This is a genomic window from Allostreptomyces psammosilenae (assembly GCF_013407765.1).
In the GTDB taxonomy this organism is placed as follows: Bacteria; Actinomycetota; Actinomycetes; order Streptomycetales; family Streptomycetaceae; genus Allostreptomyces; species Allostreptomyces psammosilenae.
On the sequence record NZ_JACBZD010000001.1, the window covers coordinates 1,661,231 to 1,679,258 of the forward strand.

The window sequence follows — 18,028 nt, forward strand, 5'->3', positions numbered from 1 at the left end:
GAACGGGGCTCGGGTAGGGGGGCGGCTAACCGGCGGACGGGGCCGTTTCCGCCGCCGTGTCGGCCGCGTCCGACGGGGTCGCTCCCTCGCGCTCCAGGCGCTCCATCTGCTCGCGCAGGCTCCGGGGGCGCATGTCCTGCCAGTGCTCCTCCACGTACGCCAGGCAGGCGTCCTTGGAGTCCTCGCCGAAGGCGACCGTCCAGCCGGCCGGAACCTCGGCGAACGACGGCCACAGGGAGTGCTGGTCCTCGTCGTTGACCAGCACCAGGAAGCGGCCCTCGGCGTCCTCGAACGGGTTGCTCATCAGATGGTCGTCCTTCCATGGTCGGCGTCGTGCTGTCGGCCCGTCGGCACCGGCAGGGCCGAGAGCGGGCGGTCCGGGTCGGTGACCACGGTCCGCAGGATGGCGAGCAGGTCCTCCACCAGTCTGACCGCCGTGGCGCGCTCGAACACGTCCGTGGCGTAGACGAGCAGGCAGTGCACCGGCCCGTCGGCGCGCGGCTCGTAGAAGCTGACCGTCAGGTCGGCCGCCGTGGCGCCGGTCGGCACGCCGGTGAGCCGGCCCGGCACCCCGTCGAGGTCGGCCAGGCCGGCGGCCTCGTGGTGGACCAGCATCACCTGGGGCACCGGACGGCCGGCCGCGCCGCCGAGGCCGAGCGCCTCGGCGACCCGGTCGAAGGGCACGTCCTGGTGCTCCAGCGCGTTCAGGTCGGCCTCCCGCACCCGGGCGAGCAGCGCGGCGAAGCTCGGATCGGCCGAGGTGTCGGTGCGCAGCAGCACGGTGTTGGCGAAGCAGCCCACCAGGTCCGCCAGCTCCTCCTCCGCGCGTCCCGCGACCAGGGTGCCGATCGGCAGGTCGGTGCCGGCGCCGTGGCGGGTCAGCAGCGCGGCCAGCGCCGCCTGCACCACCATGAACATGCTGGTGCCGCTGGCCCGGGCGAGGGTGTCGACCGCCCGGTGCAGCCGCTCGTCCAGCGTGAACTCGACGAGGTCGCCATCGCCGCGGTGCCCGGGCGTGGCGGGCCGCGGCCGGTCGGTGGGCAGGGCCAGTTCGGCCGGGACGCCGCGCAGCGCCCCGCGCCAGTACTCCAGCTGGCGGGCGCCCGGGCCGCCCGGGTCCGCCGGATCGCCCAGCAGTTCGTGTGCCCACCGCGTGTAGTCGGCGTACGACACCGGCAGCGGCGCCCAGTCCGGGGCGCGGCCGGCGCGGCGGGCGGCGTAGGCGGTGGCGAGGTCCCGGACCAGCGGCACCACGGACCACTCGTCCACGCCGATGTAGTGCGCCGTCAGCAGCAGCACGGCCGGCCCCTCGGCGGCCGGGCCGCCGGAACCGCCCCCGGTCGCCGGGCCGCTGGTCAGCAGGCGGGCCCGGAAGGGCGGCTGCTGCGCCAGGTCCGGGCCCTGGCGGACCAGCTCCCGCACCCGCTCGTCCAGGTCCCCGGCGTCCTCGGCGGCCGGCACGAGCTCCAGCGGCGACCGGTCGGCACCGGCCGCGAGCGCCCGCTGGTACAGCACGCCGTCCCGTTCCTCGAAGACCGTGCGCAGCGGCTCGTGCCGCTCCACCAGGTCCGCCAGGGCCGCGCGCAGGGCGTGGACGTCCAGCTCGGCCGCGTCCGCCAGCCGCAGCGCGAACGCCAGGTCGTGGCTCGGGCGCCGCCCCGGGGCGCGGTGCAGCGACCACTGCCGCCGCTGAGGCGGGGCGGCCGGCAGCTCCCGCTCTGCTCCGGTGCCGGGGAACCGGCGCAGCGGCGGCCGGAGCGCGGTCGTCCGGGCCAGCTTCCCGGCCAGGTCGGCCACCGTGGGGGCGTCGAAGACGTCGCGCAGGCTCAGCTCGGCCCCGAGCACCGCCCGGATCCGGCCGAGCAGCCGCATCGAGGCCATCGAGTGGCCGCCCAGCGCGAAGAAGTCGTCATGGATGCCCACCTCCGGCAGGCCCAGCACCTCGGCGAACAGCTCGGCGAGCCGGCGCTGCTCCTCGGTGACCGGTCGGGCGCCGCCGGCCAGCGCGGCCCAGTCGGGGGCGGGCAGGGCCCGGCGGTCCAGCTTGCCGTTCGGGGTCAGCGGCAGCGGGCCGTCCAGCGCCATCACCAGGGCGGGCACCATGTAGTCGGGCAGGAACTCCGCCGCGTGGGCGCGCACCTCGGCCGGGTCGACCGGGCCCTCGCCCGGCACGACGTACCCCACCAGCCGGGCCGCCCCGCCCGCCCGGTCCACCACGACCGCCGCCTGACCGACCGCCGGATGGCGGTGCAGGGCCGCCGCGACCTCGCCCAGCTCGATCCGGAAGCCGCGGATCTTGACCTGGTCGTCCACCCGGCCGAGGAAGTCCAGGGTGCCGTCGGGGCGCCAGCGGGCCCGGTCCCCGGTGCGGTACATCCGGTCGCCCGGCGAGCCGTAGGGGTCGGCGACGAACCGTTCGGCGGTCAGCCCGGGCCGGCCCAGGTAGCCGCGGGCCAGGCCGCGGCCGGAGACGTACAGCTCCCCGACCACGCCGGGCGGCACCGGGCGCAGCGAGGCGTCCAGCACGTAGGCGCGGGTGTTCGGGTCCGGCACGCCGATCGGCACGGCCGCCTCCCAGCCGGGTTCGGCGGCCCACAGGGTGGAGTTGACGGTGGCCTCGGTCAGCCCGTAGGCGGCGAACAGCCGCAGCCGCTCCGCCCAGCGGCCGATCAGGTCCGGCGGGACGGTCTCCGTCCCGACCAGCACGGTCGCCCCCTCGGGGAGGCGGCAGTCCGCGGGCAGCGCGGAGACCAGCGACGGCGGCAGGATCATGTGGGTCACCCGCTGCTCGTGCAGGAAGTCGGTGAGCGCCTTGCTCGGGCCGCGCGCCTCGTCCGGCACCAGCACCAGCCGGGCGCCGACGCCCAGCGCCATGGATAGCTCGAACACCGCCACGTCGAACCCGACCGAGGCGAACTGCAGCACCCGGCTGTCCGGGCGCACCCCCATCCGGTCCACGGCGGTGGCGACCAGGCTGCCGATGCCCTCGTGGGGGACGACCACGCCCTTCGGCCGGCCGGTGGAGCCGGAGGTGTAGATGACGTAGGCGGCGTGGTCCAGCCCGCTCGGCCGGCGGTCCCGGCCGCCGGCCAGGTCCTCCGGGCGCAGGGCGGTGCCGGGGAGCGCGGCGAGTTCCGCCGCGGTGCCCGGCTCGTCGAGCAGCAGCGCGCGCACCCCGGCCACCTCGGGCAGCCGGTCGGCGATCTCCCGGGTGCCGACGACGAGCCGCGCCCCGCTGTCCCGCAGCATGTACGCCAGCCGGTCCGCGGGGTGGCCGAGGTCGAGCGGCAGGTAGGCGGCGCCCAGCTTCAGCACGCCGAGCACGGTGGCCACCATCTCCACCGAGCGGGGCACCGCGACGGCGACCACGCTCTCCGGGCCGACGCCGCGCCGGGCCAGCAGCCGGGCCAGCCGGTCGGCCTCGGCGTCCAGCCCGGCGTAGTCCACCGAGCGGGAACGGTCGACCACCGCGACGGCCCCGGGGGTCTCGGCCGCCCGCCGCTCGAACATCGCCGGCAGGGTGAGTTCCTCGACCGGCCGGCCGGTGTCGTTGAACCCCTCCAGCACCGCCGCGCGCTCGCCCGGCTCCAGCACCTCGATCCGGCTCACCGGCAGGTCCGGGTCGGCGACCACGGCGTCGATCAGCCGGGTCAGCCGGCGGCCGAGGAGCGCCGCCGTCTCGCGCCGGAACAGGTCGGTGCGGTACTCCAGCACGCAGCGGATCCGGCCGCCGTCGGTCTCCTCGGCGAAGCCGAACACCAGGTCGAACTTGGCGGTGCGGGTCGGGAACGGCTCCGGCTCCACCGGCAGTCCGGCGAAGTCCCAGCCGGCCCCGCCGCGCGCGCGGTAGCCCACCATCACCTGGAACAGCGGGTTGCGGTCGAGCGAGCGGGCCGGGTTCAGCTCCTCCACCACGGCCTCGAAGGGCACGTCCTGGTGCGAGAAGGCGGCCAGGTCGGTCTCCCGCACCCGGGCCACCAGCTCGGCGAAGGACGGATCCCCGGAGACGTCGGTGCGCAGCACCAGGGTGTTGACGAAGAAGCCGACCAGCTCGTCCAGCGCCTGGTCGGTCCGCCCGGCGACGGGGGCGCCGAGCGGGATGTCCTCGCCCGCGCCCAGCCGGTGCAGCAGGGCGGCCACGGCGGCCTGGAGCACCATGAAGGAGCTCGCCCCGGTCCGCTGGCCCAGCCGCCGCACGCCCCGGGCCGCCCGCTCCGGCAGCTCGACCTCCAGGGCGTCGCCCTCGAAGGACGGGCGGCCCGGCCGGTGCCGGTCGGTGGGCAGGTCGAGCTGCTCGGGCGCGCCGCGCAGCGCCCGGCGCCAGAAGTCCAGCTGACGGGCGGCCAGGCTGTCCGGGTCGGACCGCTCGCCGAGCAGCCGCCGCTGCCACAGCGCGTAGTCGGCGTACTGGACCGGCAGCGGGGACCAGTCCGGCGCCCGGCCGGCGTGCCGGGCCGCGTAGGCGGCCGTCAGGTCGCGCAGGAACGGCCCGTCGGACCACTCGTCGGTGGTGATGTGGTGCAGCAGCAGCACGATCACGTACTGCTCCGGGCCGCCTGGTTCCGGGCCGCCGTCGTCGGCGATCCGGGCGACGGTGGCGCGCAGCGGCGGCTCGGCGGCCAGGTCGAAGGGGCGCGCGACGGCGTCCCGGACCAGCCCCGGCACGGTCTCCTCGCCGACGGTGACCACCTCGAAGGCCACGGGGGCGTCCGCCGCCGGCAGCACCCGCTGGAACGGCCGGCCCTCGTCCTCCACGATGACCGTGCGCAGCGCCTCGTGCCGGGCCATCACGTCGCCCAGGGCGGCGCGCAGGGCGGGGAGGTCCAGCGCCCCGCGCACCCGCATCACCATCGGGAAGTTGTACGCCGCCGAGGCGCCCTCCACCTGCTGGATCAGCCACAGCCGGGCCTGCGCGAAGGACAGCGGCAGCTCGCCGGGCCGCTGACCGGCCACCAGCGCCGGCCGGGGTGCCGGGGCGGCGCCGTCGCCGCCGGCGGCCTGGGCCGCCCCCCGGGCGCGCGGCGCCAGCTCGGCGACGGTCGGGGCCTCGAAGAGGTCGCGGATCGCCAACTCCGCGTCGAGCGCCGCCCGGGCGCGGCTGATCAGCCGGGTGGCCAGCAGCGAGTGGCCGCCCAGGTCGAAGAAGCTGTCGTCGATGCCGACCCGCTCGACGCCGAGGACCTCGGCGAACAGCCGGCACAGCACCTCCTCGCGCGGGGTGCGCGGCGGCCGGCCGGCCTCGGCGGTCGCCACGGTGGGGGCGGGCAGCGCCCGCACGTCCAGCTTGCCGTTCACGGTCAGCGGCAGGCGGTCCACCGGCACGATCGCGGCCGGCACCATGTACTCCGGCAGCCGGGCCTTCAGGCGCGCGCGCAGCTCCCGCGCCAGCGCCTCGTCGGCCACCCGGCCGGGCGCGCCGGGCAGGTCCGGCGCGGCCGTCGCCTCCTGCGCTGCTGTCGCGTCCGGCGCGCCGGCGGAGCCGTCGGCGTGGTCCCGGACCACGTAGCCGACCAGCCGCTTCGCCCCGCCCGGCCCGGAGCCGTCGGCGACCACGGCGGCGTGGGCCACCGCCGGGTGCTCGCCCAGCGCGGTGGTGATCTCGCCCAGCTCCACCCGGTAGCCGCGGATCTTCACCTGGTCGTCGGTGCGGCCCAGGAAGTCCAGGTTGCCGTCCGGCCGCAGCCGCACCAGGTCGCCCGTGCGGTACATCCGGGTGCCCGGCTCGGTGGCGAAGGGATCGGCGACGAACCGTTCCGCGGTCAGGCCGGGGCGCCGGTGGTAGCCGCGGGCCAGCCCGAGGCCGGAGATGTACAGCTCACCGGGCGCGCCCGGGGCGACCGGGCGCAGCGAGGCGTCCAGCACGTAGGCGCGGGTGTTCCAGATCGGCCGCCCGACCGTGGGGGTGGCGCTGTCGGTGGTCGAGGCGCCGAGGGTGTTGATGGTGTACTCGGTCGGCCCGTACAGGTTGTAGCCGAACGTCCCCTCGGTGCCGCGCAGTCGCGTCCACACCGCCTCGGACACCGCCTCGCCGCCCAGCAGCACCAGCGCCGGCCGGTGCCGCCCGCCCCGGTCGCCGCTCCCGGCGCCCGCCTCGTCCCGCTCCAGCAGGCCCTGCTCGATCAGCAGGTGGGCGTAGGTCGGCGTGACGTTCACGACGTCGACGCGGTGCCGGTCGCAGTAGGCCACCAGCGCCTCGGCGTCGCGCCGCAGCTCCTCGTCGCAGACGTGCACCTCGTGGCCCTCGACGAGCCACAACAGCTCCTCCCAGGACATGTCGAAGGCGAAGGAGACCGTGTGCGCGATGCGCAGCCGCCGCCCGCCGGCCGAGGCCACCGTGGGGTCGAAGATCGCCTCCCGGTGGTTCAGCTGCATGTTGGTCAGGCCACGGTAGGGGGTGACGACGCCCTTCGGGCGGCCGGTGGAGCCGGAGGTGTAGATGACGTACGCCGGGTGGTCCAGCCGGCCGGGACGGCTGCGGGCGAAGGCCGGCCGCTCCGCGTCGGCGAGTCCGCCGGCGGGCAGCGCCGCCAGCTCGGCGGCCACCGCCGGCTCGTCCAGCCGGATCCGCGGGGCGCCGTCGCCGGCCGGCAGGGTGGCGGCGACGGATCCGGTGGTGAGCACGCACATCGGGGCGGTGTCGGCGAGCATCATCGCCAGCCGCTCCGCCGGGTGGTCGAGGTCCAGCGGCAGGTACGCCGCGCCGGTGCGCAGCACCGCGAAGAGCGCCACCACCATGTCGATGGAGCGCGGCAGCGCCAGCGCCACCACCCGCTCCGGGGCGGCGCCCCGGGCCAGCAGCAGCCGGGCCAGCCGGTTGATCCGGGCGTCCAGCTCGGCGTAGTCCAGCCGGTGCTCCCCGAAGACCAGCGCCACCGCCTCCGGGGTGCGCGCGGCCTGGGCGGCGAGCAGGTCGGCGACGGTGTCCTCGCCGACCGGGCGGCGGGTGGCCTCCCAGGAGGCCGCGAGGAGGCGGCGCTCCGCCGCGGGGACCGGGTCGAGGGCGCCGACCCGCGCCGACGGATCCGCCGCGATGGCCTCCAGCAGCGTCTGGAGGCGGGCCAGCAGCGACCCGGCGAAGTCGGCCGCCACCACGTCGGGGCGGTAGGCGAGGGTGGTCCGCAGCGGCCCGGCCCCGGGGGAGACCACCAGGGTGAGCGGGTAGTGGGTGGCGTCCACGCTGCCCGCCGGGGTCACGCCGTGCCGGGCGCGCAGCTCGGCCAGTGCCTGCTCGCCGCCGAAGTTCTGCAGCACGTACAGCGTGTCGAACAGCTGGGCGTGCCCGCCGGCCCGCTGGATCGCGCCGAGGCCCAGGTACTCGTGCGGCATCAGCGCCGCCCGCTCGGACTGCAGCCGCCGCAGCAGCTCCCGCACGCTCTCGTTCGGGTCGAGCCGGACCCGCACCGGCACGGTGTTGAGGAACATGCCGACGGCGCTGTCCATGCCCGGCACCTCGGCCGGCCGCCCGGCCACCGTGGTGCCGAAGACCACGTCCCGGCGGCCGACCACGCCGGCCAGCACCATGCCCCAGGCCGCGTTCAGCACGGTGTTCAGGGTGAGGCCGGCGCGCCGCGCCACGACGCGCAGCCGCTCGGTGAGGGCCTCGGACAGCTCGGCGCGGTGGTGCTCGGGGACGGCCGGCTCCAGGGCCCGGTCCGCCGGGCCGACCAGGGTCGGCTCGGCCAGGCCGGACAGGGCGTCGCGCCACGCCTCGGCGGCCCGCCCGGCGTCCTGCCCGGCCAGCCAGGCCAGGTAGTCCCGGTAGGAGCCGGGCCGGGGCAGGGCGGAGTCGTCCCCGCCGCTCTCGTACAGCGCCAGCAGCTGCTCCAGCAGCGGCCCCTCCGACCAGCCGTCCCACAGCAGCAGGTGGTGGCTGATCACCAGCCGGTCGTGGTCGGCGCCGAGGCGGACCAGCAGCAGCCGGGCGAGCGGGGGGCGGGCCAGGTCGAACCGGCGCGTCCGGTCCGCCGCCATCAGCTCTTCCAGGCGGGCCCGGCGCTCCGGCTCCGGCAGCGCGGTGAGGTCCACCTCCTCCAGCGGCATCGGCGGGTCGACGGCGACGAACTGCACCGGCTGGCTCAGGCCGTCGCTGGTGAACCCGGCGCGCAGGCTGGGGTTGCGGGCGAGCAGGGCCGCGCAGGCCGCGCGCAGCCGGTCCAGGTCGACCCGGTGCGCGAAGTCGTAGGCCCCCTGCGCGGTGTAGACGTCCAGGCCGCCGGTGTCGTAGCTGGAGTGGAAGTACAGGCCCTCCTGGAGCGGGGAGAGCGGCCAGACGTCCTCCACCGGCCGGTCGCTGACCCGCGCGATCCGGTCGGTCTCCGCCTGGTCCAGCCGCAGCAGCGCGGTGTCCGACGGCTCCGGCGCGGTCCGGCCGGCGGCACCGGGGGCCGTCGACGGGGCCGTCGCGGGAGCCGTCGAGGTGGCGGCCGCGGGGGCCGCGCCGGTCGCGGCCGCCTCGGCGGTCAGCCGGCGCAGCGCGGCCAGCCAGCCGCTCGCCAGCTCCCGGGCGTCCTCGCCGGTCAGGGCGCCCGCGACGTCCCGCGGCCAGGTCCAGGTGGCGGCCAGCCGCGCGCCGTCGGGCGTGTCGTCGCAGACCGCGTCGACCTGGAGCAGGTAGGGCAGGCCCAGGTCGGGGTCGGGCGCCAGCGCGTCGGCGAGCACGTCGGACTCCACCGCCGGCGCCCAGTCGGAGCGCTGACCGGCCGCGAACCGGCCGTAGTAGTTGAACAGCAGCTGGGCCCGGCCCAGCCCGGCGAGGATCGGCGCCACCTGGGCGTTGAGGTGGCGCAGCATGCCGTGGCCGGCCCCGTCGTCCGGGGCCGCGCGCAGCCGCTCCCCGACCCGGCGGACGAGGTCGAGCGCGTCCACCTGCCCCGGTTCCCCCGGCGGTCCGGCCGGCGCGGGCAGCCGGACCGGCTGCACGCTGGTGAACCAGCCGACCGTGCGGGACAGGTCCAGACCCGGGGCGATCTCGGCGCGCCCGTGCCGCTCCAGGTCGACCAGCAGGTCGCGGGCGGCGGCGTCGGCGCCGTGCCGCCGCCGCTGCCAGTCGGCGACCGCGATCCGCAGGGCGGCCAGCAGCACGTCGGTGACGCCGGCGCCCAGCGCCGCGGGCACGGCGGTCAGCAGCGGGGCGGTCTCCTCCGCGGAGAGCCGCACGGTGTGCCGGCCGGCCGCGCCGACCGTCCCGCCGGCCGGGCTGCCTCCGGGAACCAGTTCGGCGCCGGGGGCCAGCACCCCGCTCCAGTGCTCCAGCTCGGCCAGGCGGCGCGGCGTGACCGCCTGCTCGGCGACCTCGCGGGCGAACCGGCGCAGCGAGGTGCCGACCGGGTCCAGCGCCGGCCGGCGGCCGGCCGCCACCGCCTCCCAGGCGGTGGCCAGGTCCCCGCACAGGATCCGCCAGGAGACCCCGTCCACGGCCAGGTGGTGTGCCGCCAGCAGCAGCCGGCCGGGCCGTTCCCGGCCGGCGTCGAACCACACCGCCTGGAGCACCGCGCCGGCCTCCGGGGCCAGCCGGCCGGCCGCCGCGTCCGCCTCGGCCGCGACGACCGCGCGCAGGGCCGCGTCGTCCAGGCCGGCCACGTCCACCCGGCGCAGCAGCTCGGCGGCGCGCGTGGTGCCCGCGGGCAGCGTCTGGAGCGTCCACAGCACCGAGGCGATCCGGGTGAGCCGCAGCCGCAGCGCGTCGTGGTGGTCCAGGACTGCCTGGAGCACCGCGGCCAGCGACTCGCCGTCGGCCGAGGCGGGGACCTGGAGCAGCACCGAGAGGTTGAAGCGGTCGATGGTGCCGCCGCGTTCGCGCAGCTGGTGCACCACGGGCAGCGGCGGGACGTCGCCGACGCCGTCCGCCTCCGCGGCGGGCAGCGGGGCGGCGGCCGGGGCGCCGCCGGGGCGCGGGTCGGGTTCCGCGGCGGCGCTCGCCGCGGCCAGCGCGGCCGGGGTGCGCAGGTCGAACACCTCGCGCGGGCTGATCTCCACGCCCTCCTTCCGCGCCCGGCTGGAGACGGCGATCGACAGGATGCTGTCGCCGCCGAGGGTGAAGAAGTCCTCGTCGGCGCCGACCCGGGCCAGGCCCAGGACGGCGGCGAAGATCTCCCGCAGCAGCCGCTCGTGCCGCTCCCGGGTGGTGCCGCCGGCCGGCGCCACGGACTCGCCGACCGGGTGGGCCGGGGCGGCCGGGTCGGCAGGATCGACCGGGACGGGCGGGGCCGGGGACGACTCCGGCTCGGCAGCGCGCGCCACCTGGGGGGCCGGCAGCGCGGCGCGGTCCACCTTGCCGCTGGGCGTCAGCGGCAGCGCGTCCAGCAGCACGAAGGCCGCCGGCAGCATCGGCTCCGGCAGGGTCTCGGCCAGGGCCGCGCGCAGCCGCTCGGGCGTCGGCCGCGTCCCGGGGGCGGGCACCACGTAGCCGACCAGCCGGGCCCCGCCCGGACCGTCCCGCCGGGCGAGGACCGCGGCCTGCGCCACGGTGGGGTCGCCGAGCAGCCGGGCCTCGATCTCGCCCAGCTCCACCCGGTTGCCGCGGATCTTCACCTGCTGGTCGGCGCGCCCCAGGTACTCCACGGCGCCGTCCGCGCGCAGCCGCGCCAGGTCGCCGGTGCGGTACATCCGGGTTCCCGGCGGACCGAACGGATCAGCGACGAAGCGATCCGCCGTCAGCCCCGGGCGCCCCAGGTAGCCGCGGGCCAGCTGGGCGCCGGCCACGTACAGCTCGCCGGGCGCGCCCGCCGGCACCGGCCGCAGGCAGGCGTCCAGCAGGTACAGCCGGGTGTTCCCCACCGGCCGCCCCAGCGGCAGCGTCACCTCCCGGGCGCCGTCGTGCTCCCACGCGGTGACCTGCACCGCCGTCTCCGTCGGCCCGTAGACGTGGAACAGCGGCACGCCGGTCAGCGCCCGCCACCGCTCGGCGACCTCACCGGTCAGCGCCTCGCCACCGGCGAGCACGCGGCGCAGGCTCGCCGTCGCGTCCAGGTCGCCGGTGGTCTCGGCGGCCCGCAGGAAGGCGGCCAGCAGGGAGGAGACCATGGTCATCGTGGTGACCCGGTGCCGCCGGATCACCTCCGCCAGGTAGCGGGGATCGCGGTGGCCGTCCGGCCGGGCCAGCACCACGGCCGCGCCCTCCCGCAGCGCCAGGAAGATCTCCAGCACCGAGGGGTCGAAGCTCGCCGACATCTGCTGGAGCACCCGGTCGTCCGGCCGCAGGCCGAACCGGCCCTGCGCCCAGTCGAGCTGGGCCACCACGGCCCGGTGCGGCACGAGCACCCCCTTCGGCCGCCCGGTCGAGCCCGAGGTGTAGATCAGGTAGGCGGGGTTCTCCGGGGCGGCGGCGCGGCGCGCCACGGGGGCCGCCCCGGGCGCCGGCCCGTCCCCGGGCGCGTCCACCGGCAGCACGGTCACCCCGGCGACGTCGGGCAGCCGCCCGGCGGACGCCGCCGTGGTCAGCACCGTGCGCGCCCCGGAGTCGGCCAGCATGAAGGAGACCCGCTCCGACGGGTAGTCCACGTCGAGCGGCAGGTACGCCGCGCCGGCCTTCAGCACCGCGAGCAGCGCCACCACCAGCTCCACCGAGCGGGGCACCGCGACCGCGACGACCTCCTCGGGGGCCACGCCGCGCGCCCGCAGCCGCCGGGCCAGGGCCTCCGCCCGCCGGTCCAGCTCCCCGTAGCCGACCCGCTCGTCCTCGAAGAGGACCGCCGTCGCCTCCGGGAAGCGGGCGGCCCGGGCCTCGAACGCGCCGTGCAGGGTGCCGCCGGCGAGCGGGCGCGCCGGCCCGGTCAGCTCCGCGGCCAGCCGCTCCCGCTCCTTCGCCGGCAGCAGTTGGACCCGGCCCACCGGTGCGTCCGGCGCCCGGAGCACCGAACGCAGCACCTCGGTCAGCCGCGCGCCGATCCGCCGCACGGTGGCCGCGTCCAGCCGTGCCGCGTCGTACTTGAGCTGGAGGTCCAGCCGCTGCCCCGGCATCACGATCAGCGCCAGCGGGTAGTGGCCGGTGCCGAAGAACTCCACGCCGGCCACCCGCAGGTGCCCCGCCGGGTCGCTCAGACCCGGTTCGGTGGGGTAGTTCTCGAACACCACCAGGGTGTCGAACAGCTCGCCGGCCCCGGCCAGCCGCTGGAGCTCCGCCAGACCCAGGTACTGGTGGTCCAGCAGCCCCGACTGCTCCTCCTGGAGCCGGCCGAGCGCCTCGGCCAGCGGCTGGTCCGGCCGCCACCGCATCCGCACCGGCAGGGTGTTGACGAACAGCCCCACCATCGACTCCACCCCGGGCACCTCGACTCCCCGGCCGGAGACGGTGGTGCCGAACACCACGTCGGTGCGGCCGGTCAGGCCGCCGAGCAGCAGCCCCCACGCGCCCTGCACGACGCTGCCCAGGGTCAGCCCGCGCTCCCGGGCCCGGGCCAGCAGGCCCGCCGTGACCTCCTCCGGCAGCTCGACGCGCACCTCCTCGGGCCGGAACGCGGCCTCCACCCCCGGCGCTCCGCCCGGCTGCGGCTCGGCCACCAGCCGGGTCGGTTCCGTCACGCCGGCCAGCGCCGCCCGCCAGGCCGCGCGCGCCGCCTCCCGGTCGCGCCCGCGGAGCCATTCGAGGTAGGAGCGGTACGGGGCGGCCGCCGGCAGTCGGGGCGCCTCGCCGGCGGCCGCGCCCGCCGATCCGGTCCCGGCCGCGCCCGCCGATCCGGTCCCGGCCGCGCCCGCCGCACCGGTCGCGGTCCCGTCGCCGTCGCCCGGCGCGTACAGCGCCAGCAGCTCCCGCAGCATGATCGGCACCGACCAGCCGTCGGCGACGATGTGGTGCAGCGTCAGCACCAACCAGTGGCGGCGGGCCCCGGCCCGCACCAGGGCGCAGCGCAGCAGCGGCGGCCGGGCCAGGTCGAAGCGGTCCGCGCGCTCCTCGGCCGCCACCGACTCCACGCCGGCCCGCCACCGGTCCGGGCCGCCGGCCGGGTCGAGGTCGACCTGTCGCCACGGCACCGTCACCCGGCCGGCGACCAGTTGGACGACGCGCCCGTCGGGGAGCTGGCGGTAGCCGGTGCGCAGCGGGGCGTGCCGCTCCACCAGGTCGAGCACCGCGCGGCGCAGCGCGGCGGCGTCCACCGGGCCGTCCAGCTCCACCGTCTGCTGCACCAGGTAGACGTCGGTGGCCGAGGTGTCGAACTGGGCGTGGAAGAAGAAGCCCTCCTGGAGCGGGGAGACCGGCAGGACGTCCTGGAGCGGGCGGACCGCCTCCTCGAACTCGTCCACCTGCCGCTGGTCCAGCGCCACCAGCGGGAAGTCGGACGGGGTGTGCCCGCCGGACCCGGGGTGCCGGGCGTGCGCCGCCAGGCCGTGGAGGGCCTGGATCCACAGCTCGGCCAGGGCGGCCACCTCCGCCTCGGTGAGCAGCCGCCCGGGCCAGGACCAGGTGGCGTCCAGCCGGGGGCCGGCCGCCTCGTCGCGGACCACGGCGTTGACCTCCAGCGGGTGCGCCAGCGGCATCCGCGGGTCCCGGCCGGCGCCGATCGGGTCCGCCTCCGGGGCGGGCGTCCAGTCCTCGCCGGTGCCGCCGCCCAGCCGTCCGAGGTAGTTGAACAGCAGGCGCGACGGCCCGGCCTCCGGCAGGGTGTCCGACGCGTGGGCGGGATCCGGCGCTCCGGCGTGGTCGGTGCCGGCCAGGTGGCGCAGCACGCCGTAGCCGAGACCGCCGTCGGGCAGCGCGCGCAGCTGCTCCTTGACCCGCTTGAGGGCGTGGCCGACGGCGGGCCCGCCGGCCCGGAAGTCCGTCCAGTCGACCGCGCCCGGGTCCAGCAGGACGGGGAACAGGCTGGTGAACCAGCCGACGGTGCGGGAGAGGTCGACCTCCTCGCCGACCGCCTCCTCCTCGCGCCCGTGGCCCTCCAGGTCCAGCAGCAGGCGCGTGGCGGGGACGTCCCCGGGGGCGCCGGGGGCGGAGCCGGAACGCATCCGGCGCCAGCGGGCGACGGCCACGGCCAGTGCCGTGAGCAGCACGTCGTTCACCGCCCCGTGGTAGGCGGCGGGGACGGTGGTGAGCAGCGCCGCGGTCTGCTCGGCGGGCAGCGAGACGGTCAGCGACCGGGCGGTGGCCGCCGTGTCCCTCGCCGGGTCCGGCTCCGGTGTGGCCAGTCCCGCCGCGGGGTCGGCCAGCGCCCGGCGCCACAGCGGCAGCTCCGGCGCGCGGGCGCCGTCCCGCCCGGCCCGGCCGAGCAGTTCGGACCAGCGGCGGAACGAGGTGCCGACCGGTTCGGTCTCCGCCGGACGGCCCGCCGTCAGCGCCGCCCAGGCCCGCGCCAGGTCGGTGAACAGGATCCGCCAGGACACCCCGTCGATCACCAGGTGGTGGGCGACCAGCAGCAGCCGGCCGGGGGTGGCGCGCCCGGCGTCGAACCACACCGCGCGCAGCATCACCCCGGCGTCCGGGGCGAGCCGGGCCGCGGCGCGCCGGGCGTGGCCCGCGATCCGCTCCGCGGTGACGCCCCCGGCGGCCTCCACCCGCTCGACGAGGTCCGCGGCGCACACCGCGCCGGGCGGCGGCACCTCCAGCGACCAGCCGCCGTCCCGGCGCAGCCGGGCGCGCAGCATGGCGTGCCGGTCCAGCACGGCCTGGAGCACCGCCGCCAGGCGGTCGGAGTCGAGCGCGGCCGGCACCTGGAGCAGCGTCGACTGGTGGAAGGAGTCGATCGGGGCGTCGTCGGATCCGCAGGTGTGGCGCAGCCAGTGGACGATCGGGGTGGCGGCCACGGTGCCGAGGCCGTCGTCGGGCCGGGCGGCCGGTCCGCTCCCTCCTGCGGCGGCGCCGGCCGGCCCGGCCTCGGCGGCGCGGCCGTCGGCCAGCGCGGCCAGGGCGGCGACGGTGCGCTGCCGGAAGACGTCCCGGGGGGTGAAGGCGAGGCCGGCGCGCCGGGCCCGGCTGACCAGCTGGATCGCCACGATGCTGTCGCCGCCGAGTTCGAAGAAGCCGTCGTGGACGCCGACCGAGGGCAGGCCGAGCACCTCGGCGAACAGCCCGGCCAACGTCCGCTCGGAGGCGGTGGTGGGCGGGGCCTGGCCGGCCAGGGCGGTCCAGTCCGGCACCGGCAGGGCGGCCTTGTCCAGCTTGCCGTTGGGGGTCAGCGGCAGTGGACGGTCGATCACCACGATGGTGGCCGGCACCATGTGCTCGGGCAGCAGCTCGGCCAGGTGCGCGCGCAGGGCTGCGGCGTCCGGGCCGCCGTCCGTGCCGGCGGCGTCCGGCCGGTCGCCGGCCGGCACCACGTAGGCCACCAGCCGCCTGGCACCCCGGTGGTCCTCGCGGGCCAGCACCGCCGCCTGGGCCACGGCCGGGTGCCCCATCAGGGCGTTCTCGATCTCCCCGGGCTCGATCCGGAAGCCGCGGATCTTGATCTGGCCGTCGACCCGGCCGAGGAAGTCCAGGGTGCCGTCGGGGCGCCAGCGGACCCGGTCGCCGGTGCGGTACATCCGGCTGCCGGGGGCGCCGTAGGGGTCGGCGAGGAAGCGTTCGGCGGTGAGCCCGGGGCGGCCCAGGTAGCCGCGGGCCAGGCCCCGCCCGGCGACGTACAGCTCGCCCACCATGCCGACGCCCACCGGGCGCAGCGCCGAGTCCAGCACGTAGGCACGGGTGTTCGGGTCGGGCACGCCGATCGGCACCGCCCCGTCCCAGTCCGCCCGGGCCGCCCAGAGCGTGGAGTTGACCGTGGCCTCGGTCAGCCCGTAGGCGACCACCACCCGCAGCCGCCGGCCCCAGCGGGCGACCAGTTCCCGGGGCACCGCCTCGGTGCCCACCACCAGCACCGCGCCCTCGGGCAGCTCGCACTCCGGGGGCAGCGCCGTCACCAGGGAGGGCGGCAGGATCATGTGGGTGACGCCGTGCTCGGCCACGTACTCGGTCAGCGCCGGCCCGGCGACCCGGCGCTCGGCGGGGACGACCACGACCCGCCCGCCCACGCAGAGCGCCATGCACAGGTCCCACACCGTCACGTCGAAGCCGGTGGAGGCGAACTGCAGCACCCGGCTGCCGGCGTCCACGCCGAGCCGGTCGACGGCGGTGGCGACCAGGCTGCCGATGCCCTCGTGGGAGACGACCACGCCCTTGGGCCGGCCGGTGGAGCCGGAGGTGTAGATCACGTACGCGGCGCGGTCCAGGCCGGGCGCGTGGTCCAGGTCGTGGGCGAGGTCGCTCCCGGCGAGGTCCGCGCCGTCGTACGCGGCGAGCTCCGCGACGACCGCGGGGTCGTCCAGCGCGATCCGCTCCGGGCCCTCGCCCTCCGGCAGCGCCTCGGCCAGCTCGGCGACCGTCAGCACGGCCCGCGCCCCGGCGTCGCGCAGCATGAACGCGATCCGCTGCGCCGGGTGGTCGAGGTCCAGCGGCAGGTAGGCGGCGCCGGCCTTCATCACCCCGAGCAGCGCGGTCACCAGCTCGGCGGAGCGCGGCATGGCGACGGCGACGACGTCCTCGGTGGCCACGCCGCGGGCCCGCAGCAGCCGGGCGAGCCGGTTCGCCCGGGCGTTGAGCTCGGCGTAGCCGATCCGCTCGGACTCGCACACCACGGCGACGGCGTCCGGGGTGCGGGCGGCCTGCCGCTCGAAGGCGGCGGTCCAGCCGAGTTCGGCGACCTCCCGTTCGGCGGCGCCGAACTCGGTCAGCAGCAGCCGGCGTTCCTCGGCGGAGGTCAGGTCGACGGAGGCGATCGGCAGGTCGGGCCGGGCGGCCATCGCGTCGCAGACGGCGAGGAAACGGCGTTCGTGGGCGGCGAGTTCGGTGGCGTCGCAGTGGGCGGCGTCGGCGTCGAAGTCGATCCGCAGGCCGGTCTCGCCGGCGCCGTCGCCCGGGTCGTGGACGGCGATCGACAGGTCGCTGACCGGGCCGAGGGAGAGGTTGTGGACGGTGGCCGGGTGCGGGCCGAAGCGCGCGGGCAGGTCGAGCGCCATCACGTTGATCGTCGGCCCCACCAGCTCGTGGACGCCGTCCGGCAGCCGCAGCCGCCGGGCCAGCTCCTCGCCGCGGCAGGCGGAGTGGTCCAGCAGCTCCCGGATCCCGCGGTCCGCGGCGGCCAGCAGCTCGGCCGGCGTGGACTCCGGGCGCACCCGCAGGCGCAGCGGCAGCACGTTGGAGACCATGCCGGGCGTGCCGCGCAGGCGCGCGTCGGCGCGGGCCGCCACCGGCAGCCCGAGGACCAGGTCCGTCGCGCCGGTGGCGCGGTGCAGGTAGGCGGCGGTGGCCGCGACGGCCAGGCGGGACAGCCGGGTTCCGGCGTCGGCCGCGGCGCGGCGCCAGTCGGCGGTGCGGGCGGGGGACAGCCGGACGGTGCGGCGCAGCACCCGGCCGGCCGGGCCGCCGGGGGCGCGCTCGACCAGCCGCGCCACCTCGGGGCGGTCGGCGAGGCGGTCGGCGAGGTGGTCGAGGTCGCGGCGGGGGCGGTCGCCGGAGCGGCGGTCGGCGTCGGCGGCGAGCAGCTCCTCCAGAGGCCAGCGCGGGCGCCGGCCGTCGTCCGCGGTGCCGTCGTCGTCCGCGGCGTAGAGCTCGGCCGCCCGCCGGGTGAGCGCGGCGAAGCCGTGGGCGTCCATCACGGTGTGGTGGTAGCGCTGGTACCAGTGCAGCCGGTCGTCGGCGACCCGCAGCAGGGCGTGGCGGAACAGCGGCCCGGTGGCCAGGTCGACGGGGGTGGCGAGGTCGGCGCGCATCCAGGCGTCGGCCGCGGCCGCGGGGTCGGCCTCGCCGCGCAGGTCCAGCACCGCCGGCGTGCCCTGCGCCGGCGGCGGGACGGCGACCTGCCGGGGCGCGCCGTCCTCCTCGACGAACCGCACGTGCAGGCACTCGGCCTCCGCGGCGGCCCGGCGCACCGCCGCGGCCAGCCGGGGGGCGTCCACGTCGCCGTGGAGTTCGACGTACCAGGCGATGTTGTAGGCGGTGCCGCGCGGATCCATCCGCTGCGCGCGCCAGACGCCGGCCTGTGCCTCGGTCAGGGGCAGGCCGACCCCGTCGCCACCGAACATGTTCTTTGACGCCTTTCTGGGCAGGTGGTGCCGGCCGCACCGG

General features: G+C 77.8%; 2 protein-coding genes. Both read right to left on the reverse strand.

Annotated elements, in window-relative coordinates:
* Window positions 1-25: 25 nt before the first annotated feature.
* Entirely contained in the window at window positions 26-304 is a 279-nt protein-coding gene (locus FHU37_RS06675) for an MbtH family protein (protein ID WP_281394604.1), read from the reverse strand.
* Window positions 304-17,985, reverse strand: a complete 17,682-nt coding sequence (locus tag FHU37_RS06680) for a non-ribosomal peptide synthetase (RefSeq protein ID WP_179813280.1) — start codon at window positions 17,983-17,985, stop codon at window positions 304-306. Before FHU37_RS06680 ends, FHU37_RS06675 begins: the two co-directional genes overlap by 1 nt.
* Between the last annotated feature and the right edge of the window lie 43 nt (window positions 17,986-18,028).